Source organism: Pseudoalteromonas sp. UBA2102 (assembly GCF_002331165.1).
GTDB lineage: Bacteria > Pseudomonadota > Gammaproteobacteria > Enterobacterales > Alteromonadaceae > Pseudoalteromonas > Pseudoalteromonas atlantica.
On record NZ_DCYU01000057.1, the window covers coordinates 25,565 to 43,100 of the forward strand.

General features: G+C 43.2%; 13 protein-coding genes. 4 read left to right on the plus strand and 9 right to left on the minus strand.

The window, feature by feature from the left end; genetic code table 11:
* Both B2R65_RS07290 and yjgA read right to left on the minus strand, forming a co-directional pair.
* On the minus strand, positions 1-693 hold a 693-nt coding region (locus B2R65_RS07290; RefSeq protein WP_286741768.1), incomplete at its 3' end, for a radical SAM protein.
* A 112-nt stretch (positions 694-805) separates the two neighbouring features.
* The gene (gene yjgA, locus B2R65_RS07295) at positions 806-1,339 is read right to left on the minus strand and encodes a ribosome biogenesis factor YjgA (RefSeq protein WP_004589315.1); all 534 of its coding nucleotides are present in this window, start codon (positions 1,337-1,339) and stop codon (positions 806-808) included.
* Between the two features lie 144 nt (positions 1,340-1,483).
* Here yjgA and pmbA point away from each other — a divergent pair, with 144 nt between their 5' ends.
* The 3 genes from pmbA (at position 1,484) to B2R65_RS07310 (ending at position 5,759) form a co-directional block, all read left to right on the plus strand.
* Complete coding sequence (pmbA, locus tag B2R65_RS07300) at positions 1,484-2,833, plus strand: metalloprotease PmbA (RefSeq protein ID WP_286741769.1); 1,350 nt, start codon at positions 1,484-1,486, stop codon at positions 2,831-2,833.
* Positions 2,834-2,950: 117 nt separating this feature from the next.
* Positions 2,951-3,433 carry a DciA family protein gene (locus tag B2R65_RS07305; RefSeq protein WP_004589317.1) on the plus strand — a complete coding sequence of 161 codons (483 nt, stop codon included), beginning with the start codon at positions 2,951-2,953 and terminating at the stop codon, positions 3,431-3,433.
* 250 nt (positions 3,434-3,683) lie between these two features.
* Positions 3,684-5,759: a M13 family metallopeptidase gene (locus tag B2R65_RS07310; protein WP_286741770.1), complete on the plus strand. Its 2,076-nt coding sequence runs from the start codon at positions 3,684-3,686 to the stop codon at positions 5,757-5,759.
* Positions 5,760-5,913: 154 nt separating this feature from the next.
* Here B2R65_RS07310 and B2R65_RS07315 read toward each other — a convergent pair whose 3' ends face one another.
* From B2R65_RS07315 to B2R65_RS07330, 4 genes are all read right to left on the minus strand, one after another.
* Positions 5,914-6,981, minus strand: coding sequence for a phosphotransferase enzyme family protein (locus B2R65_RS07315; protein WP_286741771.1), 1,068 nt, complete (start codon positions 6,979-6,981; stop codon positions 5,914-5,916).
* A gap of 5 nt (positions 6,982-6,986) precedes the next feature.
* Entirely contained in the window at positions 6,987-7,385 is a 399-nt protein-coding gene (gene mutT, locus B2R65_RS07320; RefSeq protein WP_004589320.1) for an 8-oxo-dGTP diphosphatase MutT, read from the minus strand.
* 60 nt (positions 7,386-7,445) lie between these two features.
* The gene (gene secA, locus B2R65_RS07325; protein WP_138577687.1) at positions 7,446-10,154 is read right to left on the minus strand and encodes a preprotein translocase subunit SecA; all 2,709 of its coding nucleotides are present in this window, start codon (positions 10,152-10,154) and stop codon (positions 7,446-7,448) included.
* A 431-nt stretch (positions 10,155-10,585) separates the two neighbouring features.
* On the minus strand, positions 10,586-12,613 hold the full coding sequence (locus tag B2R65_RS07330; protein WP_029773386.1) for a methyl-accepting chemotaxis protein: 2,028 nt from the start codon (positions 12,611-12,613) through the stop codon (positions 10,586-10,588).
* 116 nt (positions 12,614-12,729) lie between these two features.
* Between B2R65_RS07330 and B2R65_RS07335 the strand changes: the two genes are divergently transcribed.
* Entirely contained in the window at positions 12,730-13,500 is a 771-nt protein-coding gene (locus tag B2R65_RS07335) for a Rossmann-fold NAD(P)-binding domain-containing protein (RefSeq protein WP_286741772.1), read from the plus strand.
* Here B2R65_RS07335 and hutH read toward each other — a convergent pair.
* The 3 genes from hutH to hutC form a co-directional block, all read right to left on the minus strand.
* A complete protein-coding gene (gene hutH / locus B2R65_RS07340; RefSeq protein ID WP_286741773.1) occupies positions 13,478-15,031 on the minus strand; it encodes a histidine ammonia-lyase in 1,554 nt (517 codons plus the stop codon). The genes B2R65_RS07335 and hutH overlap by 23 nt on opposite strands.
* Positions 15,032-15,033: 2 nt before the next feature.
* On the minus strand, positions 15,034-16,707 hold the full coding sequence (gene hutU / locus B2R65_RS07345) for a urocanate hydratase (protein ID WP_024032171.1): 1,674 nt from the start codon (positions 16,705-16,707) through the stop codon (positions 15,034-15,036).
* Between the two features lie 67 nt (positions 16,708-16,774).
* On the minus strand, positions 16,775-17,482 hold the full coding sequence (gene hutC, locus B2R65_RS07350) for a histidine utilization repressor (RefSeq protein ID WP_286741774.1): 708 nt from the start codon (positions 17,480-17,482) through the stop codon (positions 16,775-16,777).
* Between the last annotated feature and the right edge of the window lie 54 nt (positions 17,483-17,536).

The following is a 17,536-nucleotide window of genomic DNA, read 5'->3' on the forward strand; positions in this document are numbered from 1 at the left end:
TAAGGCAATTAATTGCGCTATTGTTTTTTCAAAGCTTTGGGGTGTTTGTTTAGGCAGGCCATAGATCATATCTGCATTTATAGACTTAAAGCCAAGCTCGCGGGCTTGGGTTATCAGTGTTTTAACGGTATCTACTTGCTGTGTGCGGTTGACCGCTTGTTGTACTTCATCGTTAAAATCTTGAATACCAAAGGATACGCGGTTAAAGCCTAAAACCCGTAAGTGTATAAGCATATCTTTAGCAAGGGAGCGTGGGTCTATTTCAATGCCTCGCTCAGTGTTGCGGGTAAAGTGAAAGTGCTGCTCTAATAAGTTAATTAAGCGCGTCATTTGCTTTACAGTTAAAAAGGTTGGCGTACCACCCCCTAAATGCAATTGCTCCACTGTGTAGTGTTTAAATAAAGGGGCATGCGCTGCTATTTCTTTTGTTAAATAATCTAAATATACATCGGCTTTAGACTGATGGCGTGTGATCACCTTGTTACATCCGCAGTAATAGCAAAGCTCACTGCAAAATGGGATATGAATATACAAAGAAAGTGAGCGACTAGATGATGATTTTATAGCGCTAACAAGGTCTTGTTGCTGATACCCCCCGCTTAAAGATAAAGCGGTAGGGTAGGAGGTATAGCGTGGCCCTGACACGTTATACTTATTTATAAGAGTTTGATCCCATTTTGGAAGCTTTATCATCACGCGCACCTTATGTATTAATGAGGTGTTGAGTATAAAAAGCTTTTAAGGGAGGGGTTTTGATCTACAACAAAAAAGGTGCCTAAGCACCTTTTTAAAATAGTATTTTTTGTTAATACGTTATGTTGTGGGCATCTTTTAAGTATTGAAACAATTCTTTATAGCCCTTGCCTGGCTTTTCAGCTTTAACTTCTTTAGCGGCGTTGCGTACCAATTGGCGCATTTTTTGGCGCTCTAGGGTCGGGTATTGCTCAATAGTTTCGTTAATTAAATCATCGCCTTGCTCAATTAAGTCGGTACGTAATTGCTCAATTTTTTTAATTAAAACCTCAGCTTGGTTATTTTTATTAAGCATTACGTCAATAATGGCTTTAATTTCTTCAACGTTTTCTACTGTGCGTAGCGTTTTAGCAATGTAATTTAAGTGGCGGCGGTACGCATCGCTTTTATTACTGATTTTATCAGCAACTACCATGGCTGCTTTCAAATCGTCATTGAGTGGTAAGCGTTCGCGTTGCTTTTTCCCCATTTTAGCAATTTCAGAACCTAACTGATGAAACTCTTGCGCGTCGCGCTTTAGTTCACTTTTTGATACGTAAATAATTTCTTCTTCAATTTCAGCAGGCTTGCCTTTTTTCTTCGCCATGGGGTGCTCTTAAGTAAAAATAACTTTTGCCATTATACGCGATTCTTTTAGTGATTAATATTAGCTGATGTGGTGCAGTGAGTGTGTTAGCATTTAAAGATAAGAAATGCGTGCAATATTGCCTTAAGGCTCAGGACTTAATTTATGAAAAGCCAACAACACGATCCAATTTATTCTCAAATCTCTCAAGTAAAAGATGCCGTAGCTGAAGTGCTCGAGCATGCTAAAAAATTGGGTGCCACTGCCGCAGAAGCTGCTATGTCTAGTACATCGGGTTTATCGGTAAGCACACGCATGGGTGAAGTAGAAACCATAGAGTTTAACCAAGATGGTGGTTTAGGTATCAGTGTTTATGTAGGGAATAATAAAGGCTCGGCGTCTACTGCTGATCTAAACCCAAAAACACTGCGCACGGTAGTAGAAAAAGCCATTGATATTGCCAAATTTACCTCAGACGACCCTTTTAATGGTATTGCCGATAAAGAACTGCTCGAGTTTGCCCCTAAGGACCTTGATTTATATCACCCGTGGGATGTAAGCCCTGAGCAAGGTATTGAGCTATGTCACGCTGCAGAGCAAGCCGCTTTAAATGCTGATGAGCGTATTGTTAATTCAGATGGTGCAAGTTTTTCATCGCACCAAGGCTTACGTGTGTATGGTAATAGCCATGGTTTAATTGCTGGTTTTCCACGTACGCGCCACAGCATTAGCACTATAGTAATAGGCAAAGAAGGCGAGCACATGCAGCGCGACTCTGCTTATACTGTTGCTCGCGATCAGGGCGGACTTAACGACGCTGCTGCGGTAGGCCTTGAAGCCGCCAACGAAACTCTGGCTAAACTAAATAGCCAAAAGCTGGGTACTATGAAAGTCCCTGTTATTTTTAGAGCCGATATTGCCAACTCATTGTTTGGCCATTTAGTGTCGGCAATTGGCGGCGGGGCGCTTTATCGTAAATCGAGCTTTTTACTCGACAGCTTAGGCACCCAGGTATTTAGTAAGAACGTTAATATTGCTGAGCGTCCTCATATATTAAAAGGATTAGCGTCGTCGCCTTTTGATAGCGAAGGGGTAAAAACGATTGACCGTGAAATTATTCAAGGCGGTGAGCTGCAAACCTACTTATTAGCAAGTTATGCAGCGCGTAAACTAAATATGGCTCCAACAGGCCATGCAGGCGGTATTCATAACTGGTTAGTTGAGCAAACGCACAACGATTTATCGGCTTTATTAAAAACCATGGGAACAGGCTTATTAGTTACCGAGCTGATGGGGCAAGGCGTAAACACCGTTACAGGTGACTACTCGCGTGGAGCGGCTGGTTTTTGGGTAGAAAACGGTGAAATTCAGTACCCTGTTAGTGAAATTACCATTGCCGGAAATTTAAAAGATATGTTTAAAGGTATTTCGGCCATAGGGGGCGATATTGAGCGCAGAGGCGGCATTCAAACCGGCTCAGTACTTATAGAGCAAATGCAAGTAGCAGGCGCATAATAGCAATTTGCAGTAATACGTAATTAAGCGAATTGGTATAATATAAAAGCACATATTAAAGCCGAGCATTTAAACGCTTGGCTTAAACTTGCTTTATTTAAATTTTTGAGGTGTTGAATGGCTAAAGATAGGTACGCACCAAAACCCCTGACTGACATTATGGCAGGCCTTAATAATCGCTTATCGGCCTATGCAGGTAAAAGCCAAGCGCTTGATAAGCAACAGGTGTTGCTTAAAGAGTTTTTAGGCCCAAAGCTTGCTGAAAAATGCCGTGTGAGTAATTACCGCGATGGCACGTTGATGATTGAAGCTGTATCGGCGGCAATTGCCCTTAAACTTAATTATTTAAAAATGGATATGCAGTCGCATTTTAGAGCGGCGGGCATGGCAGAGCTCGGACAAATTAAAATTGTTGCAAACCCTCAAGCAACAGCGCGCTTAAGCCCAACTGCAGATAAACCCGGCCCCGCAGGTAAAGCACCTGGTAATTCAAGAAAAATGAGCCAGCAAACTTCAGATTACCTTAATGCCATTGCCGCATCAGCGCCACCTTCGCTGAAAGAAAAGCTAGAGCGCCTTGCTCGCCATGGTAAAAAATAACTCCCAAAAGCGCGATTATGGTTGTTGGTAGGGCTATTTTGTTACCTCGTCTCATAGAAAATACTTTGTTACATATTCTATTTTATTGTTTCTTTAATGGGGTTTATCATACAAATTCGGCGTGTTGTTTTAACCGCCTAAATATTAATTTCATTAAGTGAAAGCATCGCAGGGCGCTTTTATTTTTTCTCTGCCATGCAATAGTTTAATGAAATAGATATTTTATTCTTTACTAACAAACGGAATAATTATGAAAAAAGTAACTATTACCGCTGCAAGTATCGCACTTGCACTGGGCCTAGTAGGTTGCGGTGAAAAACAACAAGAAGCGCAAGTGGCCGACACCGCTGCCGTTACAGCACCGGCAGAAAAAACGCTTGAGCTAGGTGTAAACCTTGCCAATATGGATGAGTCGGTTCGTGCACAAGATGACTTTTATTACCATGTGAATGGACAGTGGCTTGCTAAAACAGAGATCCCTGGCGATAAGTCGAACTACGGCTCGTTTACACAGTTATACGACGAGTCGCAAAAAGCGATGAAAACAGCGCTTGAAAGTGCCGCTAATAATAGCAGTGCTAAAAAAGGCAGCGATGAGTACAAAATTGGCGCTTTTTACAAAAGCTACATGGATAAAGACACACGTGATGAGTTAGGTATTACACCTTTACAACCTTCACTTAATACCATTGATAGCCTAGATTCAAAAGCTGATCTTGCTCCTTTAATGGCTAAAATTCAACAGCAAGGTGCGAGCTTACCATTTGGCTGGTTTGTAAATAACGACGCTAAAAATTCAAGTGAATACGCGCTGTACTTATCGCAATCTGGACTTGGCTTACCTGATCGTGACTATTACTTAAAAGATGATGAAAAATTTACTAAAATTCGCGCATCTTACGAGCAATACATAACAGATATTTTAGCTAAATCTGGCGTTGAAAATGCCGCTGATGCTGCGAAAAGCGTTATCGCATTTGAAAGCGCTTTAGCTGAGGCGCAATGGAGCCGAGTACAAAGCCGTGATGCAACTAAGTCATACAATAAAATGACTGTAGCTGAGGCAAATAAGCTAACAGGCGACTTTGATTTAGCAGCATTTTTCAAAAGTGCAGGGGTAGATACCTCAGACATTATTGTACGTCAGCCAAGCTACTTAGAAGGGTTTGCTGATGTGTACAAAGAAACAGATTTAGCAACGTGGAAAAACTACTTAAAGTTTCATTTTGTAAGTGGTTACGCGCAGTTACTGAGCACTGACTTGGTTGATCTTAAATTTGATTTTTACAGCACCACATTACGCGGCGTAAAAGAGCAAGCGCCACTTTGGAAAAAAGCGGTTGATGCATCTAACAGCGTACTAGGCGAAATTTTAGGTAAAGTATACGTAAAAGATAACTTCCCGCCTGAAGCAAAAGCACGCATGGAAGAGCTGGTAGATAACGTTATTAAAGGTTACGGCGTTGCTATTGAAAACCTTGAGTGGATGAGCCCTGAAACCAAGCTTGCAGCCCAAGAAAAGCTAAACAAATTTACCCCAAAAATTGGCTACCCAGATAAGTGGAAAGACTACTCACAGCTGAGCATTAACCCTGATGAATTAGTGGGTAACTACATACGTTACAGTCAGTGGGCTTATAGCGACATGATTGCTAAATTAGGCAAGCCAGTGGACCGCTCTGAGTGGCACATGACGCCACAAACAGTGAATGCTTACTACAATCCAGTAAATAACGAAATTGTATTCCCAGCTGCTATTTTACAGCCACCGTTCTTTAACTTAGAAGCCGATGACGCTGTAAACTACGGTGCAATAGGCGCAGTAATTGGCCACGAGTTAGGCCACGGTTTTGACGACCAAGGTGCTAAATACGATGGTGACGGTAACTTACGTAACTGGTGGAGTGAGTCTGACCTTAAACAGTTTGAAGAGCGTACCGGTGCGTTAGTAGCGCAATACAACGAATATAAACCGTTTGAAGATGCGGGTGTTAACGGCGAGCTTACCCTTGGCGAAAACATTGGCGACCTAGGTGGTTTAACGGTGGCTTATAAGGCGTATCAATTATCGTTAGGTGAGAACAAAGCGCCTGTTATTGATGGCTACACCGGCGATCAGCGTTTCTTTATGGGTTGGTCACAAATTTGGCGTCGTAAGTACCGCGATGAAGAGCTACGTAACCGCTTAATGACAGACCCGCATTCACCAAGTCACTACCGTGTTATCGGTATCTTGTCGAACATGCCTGAGTTTTACCAAGCGTTTGACGTAAAAGAAGGCGACAAAATGTATATCAAACCAGAAGACCGCGTAAAAATTTGGTAATTGATAGCCTGTTAGTTAACTTGAATCTGGTTATGAGATAAATTAGCCAGCATTTAGGTTGATAAATAAAAGCCAGTAAGTGTTTAGCTTGCTGGCTTTTTTATATTTAAATACTGAGTACTAATACCAATGCGCAATAATACTTAATTTAGGGCTACTGCATGAGTGTTTTATGCATCCAGCTTTGATTGCTTAAAATATTTTTATACAAAGCCAGCTGGTTTTGCACACGTTCTAAATTATGTTCTGCATGGGTGGTTTTAAAGTACACGTCGTTATTTAAGTAATCAGTTAAAAACCGCACACTGAGCATTAACGGCATAACTTTAGCGCCAAGCAGCAAACTTGCTTGCTCTTTGTTGCTAATAGCCGATTTAAGGGGGGCAAGGTAGCCTTTAACAAGCGCAGTAAATACCTCTTTGCGAATAACCACTTTACCAAGATTAATGGAATCTTCTGGCTCAGCGCAGCAAAATGTGCGCACCATGTCTCCAAAGTCATATAATAAAAAGCCTGCCATACATGTATCTAAATCGATAACTGCTTTAGCTTTATATGTATTGCTGCAATACAGCATATTATTTATTTTAGTGTCGTTGTGGCACACTCGGGTGGGCAAATCGGCTGTTACGTCAGCGAGTTCTTTTACTAAATGCTGTTGTGCAATGCAGTAGTCAATGTCGTTTTTACACTGCTGGAGCCGCTCTTTAGTGGCGGTGCTAATAGCTGTATTAAGCTGCTCAAAGCGCATAGCTAAGTTATGAAAGTCAGTAATAACAGGGTAGAGACTTGATGCGTCAAAATCGAGCAAGGCACGTGTAAAGGTGCCAAATGCAAATGCGGCTTGCTGTGCGTGATGGGGCTCTGTAACCACATCTTCGCTAATACTTTGGCTAATAAAATTAAGCACGCGATAGTACGCGTTGTTAATTGTAATAAGGTATTCACCTTGGCAAGTACTTATATGCTTAACAATGTCGAGCGGGTAAGTATTTGCTTGTTGTTTAGCGCTTAGGTGCTGCTCAATTAACTGGGCGTTATTAACCAGTTGTACTGGGTTTTTAAATACATGAGTATTGAGCTTTTGAACAACAAATTGCTGCGCAGCATTAGTTAACAGCCACGTGGTGTTTATATGTCCGCTGCCTAAAGAGCTCACCTGAGTAAGCTCAGGGTTTAGCGCTAATAGCTCACTTAATTTATTTTGTATTGCTGTATTCATGTGCTTTAGGCGTATCGCGCTTGTATTTTTTCGATAATCTCGGCGTTAGCAGCAGGGAACTCATAGTTACTAAGCTCATTAATAGCGACCCATTCACTTGGTTGCCCTTCGGCGCCATGTGCTTCACCGCTAAAGTTACTCACAACGTGAATATCAAGTTTTACACATTTATCGCCATAGTCATGTTCAATCACCATCAGTTGGCTAGAGCTGTGAATGGTAATGCCAACTTCTTCACTTAGCTCACGTTTAAGTGCAGCAAATACGCTCTCGCCAGCTTCTACTTTCCCGCCTGGAAATTCCCATAAGCCACCTTGATGTTGCTCATCAGCGCGCTTGCAGATAAAGATGGCGTTATTTTTTTTTATTACGCCTACCGCTACATTTACAATTTTTGTTGTCATGTTTTTTCTCCATAAAAAAAGCGACGCTAGCGTCGCTTTTTAATTACATACAATGCGTCGTTACTTTAATTTACCACAACATTGCTTAAACTTTTGTCCTGATCCACACGGACACGGATCGTTACGGCCAACTTTAGGCGCTGTTCTTGCCATTACAGTTGCGCTTTGAGGTGCTTCACCGCCTACATGTTCAGCTTCTTCGTGTTGGTACTCGCGAGGGGCATTTTCACTTTTACGGTGTTGCTCTTCTACTTTTTCAACATCTTCTTCGGCACGAACTTGTACTTTACTTAAAATGCCCACTACATCAACTTTTAAGTTTTCAAGCATTTCGGTGAATAGCTCAAACGACTCGCGCTTGTATTCTTGCTTAGGATTCTTTTGTGCATAGCCACGTAAGTGAATACCTTGGCGTAAATGATCCATTGCAGCAAGGTGATCTTTCCAGTGCTGATCAAGACTTTGTAGCATAATCGCTTTTTCAAACTGGCGTAGTACAGAGTCGCCAACTTGCTCTTCTTTTTGCTTGTAAGCTTGCTCAACCGCTTGCTCAATACGCTCACGAAGTTTTTCTTCGTATAGTTTATTGTCATCAGCTAACCACTGCGTGATAGGCAGCTCAATCAGGAAGTCTTGTTTTAAGCGCTCTTCAAGGCCTGGGATATCCCACATTTCAGCAAGGCTTTGTGGTGCAATGTATTGATCAATAACACCTGCAAGTACATCACCACGGATTGCTGTAATGGTTTCTGAAATATCGCCTTCTTCAAGCAGCTCGTTACGTTGAGAGTAAACAACACGACGTTGATCGTTTGCTACATCATCGTACTCAAGCAATTGTTTACGTACATCAAAGTTACGTGCTTCTACTTTACGCTGAGCGTTTTCAATTGCACGGTTAACCCAAGGGTGCTCAATGGCTTCGCCGCGTTGCATGCCTAGTTTACGCATCATGTTAGTCATGCGCTCGCCGGCAAATATACGCATTAGCGCATCATCCATCGATAAGTAAAAACGGCTAGAGCCGGCATCACCCTGACGACCAGCACGGCCACGTAATTGGTTATCTATACGGCGCGATTCATGACGCTCAGTACCAATAATGTGTAAACCGCCAGCGTCAATTACTGCATCGTGGCGAATTTTCCACGCCGCTTTAATTTCAGCAATTTGCTCATCTGTTGGGTTTTCTAGTTTTTCAACTTCGCTGTTCCAGTTACCACCAAGCACAATATCGGTACCACGACCGGCCATGTTGGTTGCAATTGTTACAGTACCTGGTAAACCTGCATCCGATACGATGTCAGCTTCTTGCGCGTGGAATTTAGCATTAAGTACGTTGTGCTTAATTTTTTCTTTGCGTAAAAACTGCGATAAATACTCAGAGCTTTCAATCGAAATAGTACCTACAAGCACAGGCTGTCCGCGCTCTTGGCAATCTTTAATATCGGCTAAAATAGCTTCGTATTTTTCTTCTTGTGTTAGGTAAACTAAATCGGCGCGATCATCACGGATCATCGGCTTATTAGTTGGCATAACAACCGTGTCTAGGCCGTAAATAGATTGAAACTCAAATGCCTCAGTATCGGCTGTACCAGTCATACCGGCTAAAGTTTCGTATAAACGGAAGTAGTTTTGGAAAGTGATTGAAGCCAGTGTTTGGTTTTCGTTTTGAATTTTTACGCCTTCTTTAGCTTCAACAGCTTGGTGTAAACCTTCAGACCAACGACGACCTTCCATTGAGCGCCCTGTGTGCTCATCGATAATGATAACTTCGTTTTCTTTAACAACGTAATCAACATCTTTTTGATAAAGCTTGTGGGCACGAAGTGCGGCATACACATGGCTCAGTAAGGTAATGCTACCGGCTGAGTAAAGCGAGTCGCCTTCTTCAATTAAGCCACGTTCAGTAAGTAGGTCTTCTACTTTAATTTGACCGCGCTCAGTTAAATGAACTTGCTTAGACTTTTCGTCAATTGTGTAATCGCCATCGCCTTCAATGCCTTCTTCGTCTTCTTTTTCTTGAAGCTCTAAAAGCGGCACTATTTTGTTGATTTCGATGTATAGCTCAGAGCTATCCTCAGCTGGGCCTGAGATAATAAGTGGTGTACGCGCTTCATCGATTAAGATTGAATCCACTTCATCCACTACCGCATAAAACAGTGGGCGCTGTACACGCTCATCAATGCTAAATGCCATGTTGTCACGAAGGTAGTCAAAACCAAATTCGTTATTTGTACCGTAGGTAATGTCAGCAGTATAAGCTTGCTTTTTCTGCTGTGGCATCATGCCTGGTACGTTACAGCCCACAGTAAGGCCTAAGAACTCAAATAACTCGCGGTTTGTTTCAGCATCACGTTTAGCAAGGTAGTCGTTCACGGTAATTACGTGCACGCCTTTGCCTGTTAAGCCATTTAAGTAGGCTGGAAGTGTGGCTGTTAGGGTTTTACCTTCACCGGTACGCATTTCTGCAATACGACCTTGATGTAAAACCATGCCGCCTAATAGCTGTACGTCAAAGTGACGCATGCCATTTACACGCTTTGACGCTTCGCGTACCACAGCAAATGCTTCTGGTAGAATGTCGTCAAGGCTTTGTCCGTTATCGTAACGTTCTCTAAACTCAGCTGTCTTAGCTCTTAAATCTTCATCAGAAAGCGCTTCTAATTGCGTTTCTAGCGCATTAATTAGCGCGACCGTCTTTCTTAGGTTTTTAATAGTGCGGTCATTGCGACTACCAAAAATCTTGGTAAATAAATTAGATATCATGATAAAACCGTTACAATGTATTCTTTGTTAACCGAGTGTCGGCTAACCCATTTTTTACAATTGGTAATTAATATGTACTTTTACATAACCTGTAGAACATATTAATTAGCAATTTTGTATTAAAGAGCCTCAAAGCACTGTTTAATACGTGTGCTACTATACCAGACTCTGCCAAACAACAAACTATCTCAACTAAAAGATGTGTATTAAAAACAGAAAAATTTGATCTGATGCGTAAAAACCACTTTAACTGATTTAATTACGCTAAAAAATAGCAGCAAGTTGTGAAGATATGGTGTTAAAAAATTTAAAAACAAGAGTGCTAGGGCATGCTGGCCTTGGGTGATTGAAATTCATTCAATTCACAAAGCTCAACACACCCTAGGTGGGTTAATTTATACTTAGTTACCCACCTTATTACACTGTGCTTTTTAAAGTTTAAACTGATTAACCGTTTTGTTTAAGGCAACAGCAAGGTCGCTTAAATCGCGCGCTTCATCTGCTAAAATGTGTGCGTGATCTGCGGTGCTGTTTACTAAGCCATTAATTGCTGCAAGGCTAGTATTAATGTCCTCTGCGACAACGGTTTGTTGCTCAGTTGAAGTGGCAATTTGGTGGCTTTGGTCTTGCACTTTAGTTACCGACTGAGCAATGTTTTGTAATGAACTTAGCACTTCTTTTGTTTGCGATACTGAGCCTTCAGTTTGCTCTTGCCCTTGTAGCATCATTACCGACGCTTGTTGGGCAATTTGCTGTAAGCGAGAAATCATATTACGGATATCGTCTGTTGATTCTTGCGTACGGCTTGCCAGTGAACGTACTTCATCAGCAACTACCGCAAAACCACGGCCATGCTCACCTGCTCGCGCAGCTTCAATGGCGGCATTTAGAGCAAGTAAGTTGGTTTGATCGGCAATGGAGTTAATTACATCCACCAATGCACCAATGTTATTACTTTCTTGTTCAAGTCCTGCTACCACTTTAGATGCTTCACCTATGTGTAGCGCAAGTTCGGTCATCACACGTTGTGCTTGAGTTGAGCGGTCAGCCCCTTCGGCAGTAATGGCTTGTACTTCTTCGGCGGCGCTGTTGGTATGCTGTGCGTTACGCGATATTTCAAGTACAGTGCTGGCCATTTCGGTCACGGCGGCACTAACGCTGTCTACTTGTTGTTTTTCTTGCTGTATTTCGGTGTTGGTTTGAGCAGACACGTTTTTAAGTTGCGCTGCGGCATTGGTTAACTGCTCAGCTTGTGCGGCTGTTTCTAACATCATGGCGCGCAGCTTATCAATGAATGTATTCATGTGATTGGCAAGCTGGCCGACCTCATCCTGGCTGGTAATATTAATCTTTTGAGTTAAATCGCCTTCGCCCGATGCAATATCACGCATTATATTAGTTAAGGTGGTAATAGGCTGCGAGATCATGTGGGTTGCCCATAATATCATCGCTAGAATGATCACTAAAATAATCACCACTGCGGTGGTTGTGGTGGTAACCGCCTCATTAACGGGGGCTTCAATCATGCTGGTTGGGATCAGTATACCTACATACCAATCTAGATAAGGTTGCTCTAGTTGTAAGCGATGGTACACCACATAATACTCTTCTCCTTTTAAGGTCACCAATTGACTGCCTTCGAGGTTATTACGCATTTGTGCGTTAAGCTCTGTAAAGCCTGAAGTATTATTAAACTGGCTTTCAAGGCCATCTAGCCCTTCTTTACCTTTAGGGCCTTCGTCGGTGTTAGACAGCTTATGGCCGGTAGCATTTGAAAAGTGTACAACCTTTTGATTGCCATCAAGTAAAAAGCCATAGCCTTGGCCGTTAAAGCGAATACCTTCAACCATATCGTTGATTTTATTAAGCTGTAAATCAACGCCGCCCATACCAATAAGTTTACGCTGTGCGTTGTATACCGGCTGTTGTACAACTGCTGAGGCAACCCCAGTGGTTAAATCGACCGATATAGGGCCTACGTAAAGTTTATTAATTTGCAGGGCTTCTTGCCACCAACCACGTTTATAGGCGTAGTAAGGTTGGCCATTGTAATGACTGGTACGCTCGTTTTCTTTAAAGTATTCACCGGTGGTTGCTGATGCGAAAAACGCCGACAGTACATTTTCGTCATTTGAGCTAATGCGTACAAAGTCTTGATTAACTTCGTTGTAGCCGGGGGCATTTTTAATCGGCTGATCGCGAGTATCCCAATTTTCAAAAAAATTAACTAAATGCGGGTTATTAACAAACGTAGAAACCAGCTTGCCATACTTTGCAAAGTAGCTTTGCATTGAAAGTTGTTCGCTTTGTAGGTAGCTTTGAGCTTCGCGCTCAATGTTTACTCTGGAAAGGTTCGCGATGTGATTTACAAAAAATGTTGAAGCAATAATTAGCAAAATGGTGATGGTGCCACCAATCAATAATAATATTTTCTTCCGTAATGATAAATTATTTAGCATAAGTGCACGTATTATTGTTTTTTAGTAGGTTGTATCTAATCATATCTTACTTTAAATCTCTATGAAGTTAGATAAAAAGCACTAATTATGCGTTTAAAATGAAGGGTTATGCAAAAATGGAAACAAAAGCTAATAAATTAGTAGTATTAGGCGCAGGCTGGTTGGGTCATACTTTGTGCCTACAAGCTAAACAGGCGGGTTGGCAGGTACAAGGTACGCATAGAAGTGATGAGCACACAGACGATTTTCAGCGTCAATTTGTCTTGATTGATGGGCAACTAATACACCAAATAGATTTACACGATGCTTACTGGGTGTGTGCAATCCCCCCACGAAGCAGACACTGTGAAAGTAACTACCCAGAAACACTAAGCGCTGCACTTTCACTTTCTAAACAATTAAATGCAAAGGGCTTTATTTTGTGCTCATCTACCGGTGTGTACGACCAAGAGCCAGGTGTTTACACTGAAAGCAGTGAAATAAGTTGTACCAATGAGCGACAAATAAAACTATACGATGGCGAAGAAAAGGTGCTTGAGCAAGATGGTAAAGTACTGCGTTTAGCAGGGTTATTAGGGCCTAACCGCGAGCCGGGGCGCTTTGTTGCTGGTAAAGAATTAAATTCATCGAGCCAGCAGGTGGTTAATATGGTGCATCAACAAGATGTGATAAACGCCATTTTTGCGGTAATAGAAAACTATAATTCGGGGCAAAATATTTATAACGTGGTAAATCCATCGCACCCAACTAAAGCGAATTATTATGCACAAAAATGTGCAGAGCATGGCGGCGAAATGCCAACCTTTACCAGTAATGAAAGTGCTGAGCGCAAAGTACTTGGCTCAGCAATTGAAGCGTTAGGTTTTAGCTATCAGCATGGAATTTAAAATGCGATGGTAGTGGGTTGTGGTGAATAAAGTCGCACAATGCCCCTTGTGCTAAAAGTGTATTGGTTGCGTCTATATCGGGGGCAAAGTAGCGGTCTTTATCGTAGTAACTTACATGCTCGCGCAGCAGAGCTTTTGCTTTTTCTACTTGCGGTGAAGGTTTAAGTGGGGCTCTAAACTCAAGCCCTTGAGCAGCTCCAAGCCATTCAATTGCTAATACCCCGCGGGTGTTATTGGCCATTTCCTTTAAGCGCCTTGCTGCAAAGGTTGCCATAGAGACATGATCTTCTTGATTTGCTGATGTTGGCAGGCTGTCTACCGAGGCGGGATGAGCAAGCGATTTGTTCTCGGAGGCAAGCGCAGCTGCGGTTACTTGGGCAATCATAAAACCTGAGTTAACTCCGCCGTTTTCAACTAAAAAAGGTGGCAGTGTAGAGAGGTTTGAATCAATAAGTAGCGCGATTCTTCGCTCTGCCAGCGCGCCTATTTCGGCAATCGCAATAGCTAAGTTATCAGCTGCCATAGCAACGGGCTCTGCATGAAAGTTACCACCGGATATAATATCGCCCACATCGGCAAATACTAGTGGGTTGTCGGTAACGCCGTTTGATTCACATAACAACACATCTGCGGCGTGGCGAATTTGTGTTAAACACGCGCCGAGTACCTGAGGTTGGCAGCGAAGGCAGTAAGGGTCTTGTACTTTTTCGCAGTTTACGTGAGATTGGCTAATTTGTGATTCAGTACTAAGTAGCTCTCTAAATACACTGGCCGTATCAATTTGGCCGCGTTGCCCCCGTATTTCGTGAATGCGTGCATCAAAGGGCGCGCGGCTGCCCATTGCAGCTTCTATGCTAATAGAGCCTATAACACAGCTTTGTGCATACAAATCCTCTGCTTTGAAAAGCCCTTGTAACGCAAATGCGGTAGAGGCTTGTGTACCATTTAACAGTGCCAGTCCTTCTTTTGCGCCTAATGTAATAGGTGAAAGATTGGCAATTTTCAGCCCTTGCTCTGCACTTATAATTTCACCTTTGTGGCGCATTTTGCCTTCACCTAATAGTGGAAGGCACATATGAGCAAGAGGCGCTAAATCGCCCGAAGCACCCACAGACCCTTTTTGTGGTACGCACGGGTACACTTCACTGCACAGTAGTTGCATAAAAAATGCGATCACCTCTAGGCGTATCCCAGAGTAGCCCCGAGACAAAGAGTTTACTTTTAAGGTCATCATTAGTCTTACAGTGCTGTCGTCCATGAACTCCCCAATACCGGCAGCATGCGAAAGCACAATACTGCGCTGCAGTAGCTCAAGCTCGTCATCTGCTATTTTTGTATTGGCTAATAAGCCAAAGCCGGTGTTAATACCGTACACCGTTTGGCGTTTGTTTATTACGTTTTGAACAGTTTGTGCGCTGGCCGCTATTTGTGTACTGGCGCCATCGACTAAGTTAAGTGTGACAGCTGAGTCATTAATTTTTCTTAGGGTGCTTAAGTCTAACTGCCCTGGTGTGAGAGTGTGTGAAATCATGACTATTCCTTGTTTAGCATAGGGAGATCTAGGTGGTGCTCTTGCGCGCAATTTTTTGCAATATCGTAGCCTGCATCAGCATGGCGCATAACGCCGGTAGCAGGGTCGTTCCAAAGCACACGAGCTATGCGTTGCGCAGCTTGTTCACTACCATCTGCAACAATAACCACGCCTGCGTGCTGGCTAAAGCCCATGCCCACTCCGCCGCCATGGTGCAGCGACACCCACGTTGCGCCACCCGCAGTATTAAGCAAAGCATTAAGTAACGGCCAATCAGAAACGGCGTCTGAGCCATCTTGCATACTTTCGGTTTCACGGTTGGGGCTTGCTACAGAGCCAGAGTCGAGATGATCGCGACCAATTACAACCGGCGCTTTAAGCTCGCCATTTTTAACCATGTCGTTAAAGGCCAGTGCAAGGCGAGCCCGGTTTTTTAAACCAACCCAGCATATGCGCGCTGGCAACCCCTGAAATTGAATGCGCTCACGTGCCATATCAAGCCAGTTATGTAAGTGGGTATCTTCTGCGATAAGCTCTTTCACTTTTGCATCGGTTTTATAAATGTCTTCGGGGTCGCCCGAAAGCGCAACCCATCTAAATGGGCCAATTCCTTCACAAAATAACGGACGGATATAAGCAGGCACAAAGCCCGGAAAATCAAACGCGTTGGTAACGCCTTCTTCAAATGCCATTTGGCGAATGTTATTGCCATAGTCGGTAGTGGCAGCTCCGGCTTTTTGAAGTGCTAGCATGGCGTTTACTTGCACTGCCATAGATTGCTTAGCGGCTTTAACCACTGCCTGTGGGTTTTGTTCACGCATTTTTGCTGCGTGTTGCATGCTCCAACCTTGCGGTAGGTAGCCGTTGAGTGGGTCGTGCGCTGAGGTTTGGTCGGTCACTATATCAGGGGTAATATTGCTGTTTGCCAGTGCAGTAAAAATATCGGCAGCATTACCTAATAAGCCTACCGATAATGCCTTACCTTTAATGCAAGCATCGGTAACTAGCTCAAGCGCGTGCTCAAGTGTCGTGGCTTTTACATCAACGTAGCCGGTTTTAATTCGAAAATCGATACGGGTTTCGTCGCATTCCACAACTAATGCGCTAAAGCCTGCCATCGTCGCGGCGAGTGGTTGTGCGCCTCCCATACCGCCAAGGCCTGCTGTTAAAACCCATTTACCTTTTGCATTACCGCCAAAGTGTTGCTTTGCCATTGCTACAAAGGTTTCGTAAGTGCCTTGCACTATGCCTTGTGAGCCAATATAAATCCAAGAGCCCGCGGTCATTTGCCCATACATCATTAAGCCTTTTTTATCGAGCTCATTGAAGTGCTCCCAATTTGCCCAATGTGGCACCAGGTTAGAATTAGCAATGAGAACGCGCGGCGCGTTTTCGTGGGTTTTAAATACGCCCACGGGCTTACCCGATTGCACAAGCAGGGTTTCGTCGTTTTCGAGCCTATCAAGGGTTTCAATTATTTTATCAAAGCTTGGCCAGTCTCTTGCCGCACGGCCAATACCGCCATATACCACTAACGCGTGAGGGTGCTCTGCCACATCAGGGTCTAAATTGTTCATTAACATGCGTTTAGCGGCTTCTGTTTGCCAACTTTTAGCGCTAATTTTATCGCCATGAGGCGCGCGGATTTCTCGGTGTGTGTCGAGCCGGTTGTTCATGAATTTCTCCTGTTGTATATACAAGATGGTCAGCTACAAAAAAACGCCCTTGAGCGTTACGTTGTTATTATTTTTTAAATGTTAAGTGCCCGCCCAAACGGTATTTACTGCCCGGTGATACTAAGCGAGCAAAGCTCACTATGCCTTTTGTAGACCAAGTACGACGAATAACCTGTAAGCAGGGTTCTTCGTTATACAGGTTAAGCCATTGGCACATTTGCGAGTTAGGCATAACCGCTTCCACTGTGTGGCGCGCTTGTGTGAGCGGCGCTACGCTCGATAAGTATTCATGCGGTGTGAGGGCGCTAAAGTCTTGTTGTAAATAACCCGCGGCTAAAGCTGGGTTTACAAATCGCTCTTCAACTTGCAGTGGTTTGTCGTTCTCATTGTGTACAAGCACACTGCGATACACCACGCTATCTACTTCAACGCCAAGCGCAATGGCTATGGGTGCTACCGCATTGATTGATTCAAGCACTTGCACACTACAGCTGTATTGCCCGTTACGTTCTTTTACTTCATCGGCTATGTTTTTAATTTCAAGTAGTGACGACTGCGATTTAAAACTGGCTACAAACGTACCTAACCCTCGGCTGCGCGTTAAAATGCCGGCATCTGTTAATTCGCTCAGTGCACGTCGTGCGGTCATACGGCTTACAGAAAATTGGCTGCTAAGCTCGTTTTCTGAGGGGACACGTTGGTTTTCTTGCCATGCGCCATTTTTTATTTTATCGACAATAAATTGTTTTATTTGTGCAAATTTAGGAGTGGTCATTACTATTATTAGCTGTACTTAAAATAAACTATTTAATAAAGATGGCATAATTAT

Excerpts from the sequence above, each read along its gene's own strand:
- B2R65_RS07315 (WP_286741771.1), bottom strand. The coding sequence starts at position 6,981 with ATGAATACAGCAATACAAAATAAATTAAGTGAGCTATTAGCGCTAAAC.
- B2R65_RS07305 (WP_004589317.1), top strand. The coding sequence starts at position 2,951 with ATGGCTAAAGATAGGTACGCACCAAAACCCCTGACTGACATTATGGCA.
- mutT (WP_004589320.1), bottom strand. The coding sequence starts at position 7,385 with ATGACAACAAAAATTGTAAATGTAGCGGTAGGCGTAATAAAAAAAAAT.
- hutU (WP_024032171.1), bottom strand. The coding sequence starts at position 16,707 with ATGAACAACCGGCTCGACACACACCGAGAAATCCGCGCGCCTCATGGC.
- pmbA (WP_286741769.1), top strand. The coding sequence starts at position 1,484 with ATGAAAAGCCAACAACACGATCCAATTTATTCTCAAATCTCTCAAGTA.
- hutH (WP_286741773.1), bottom strand. The coding sequence starts at position 15,031 with ATGATTTCACACACTCTCACACCAGGGCAGTTAGACTTAAGCACCCTA.
- hutC (WP_286741774.1), bottom strand. The coding sequence starts at position 17,482 with ATGACCACTCCTAAATTTGCACAAATAAAACAATTTATTGTCGATAAA.
- B2R65_RS07335 (WP_286741772.1), top strand. The coding sequence starts at position 12,730 with ATGGAAACAAAAGCTAATAAATTAGTAGTATTAGGCGCAGGCTGGTTG.
- secA (WP_138577687.1), bottom strand. The coding sequence starts at position 10,154 with ATGATATCTAATTTATTTACCAAGATTTTTGGTAGTCGCAATGACCGC.
- B2R65_RS07310 (WP_286741770.1), top strand. The coding sequence starts at position 3,684 with ATGAAAAAAGTAACTATTACCGCTGCAAGTATCGCACTTGCACTGGGC.
- yjgA (WP_004589315.1), bottom strand. The coding sequence starts at position 1,339 with ATGGCGAAGAAAAAAGGCAAGCCTGCTGAAATTGAAGAAGAAATTATT.
- B2R65_RS07330 (WP_029773386.1), bottom strand. The coding sequence starts at position 12,613 with ATGCTAAATAATTTATCATTACGGAAGAAAATATTATTATTGATTGGT.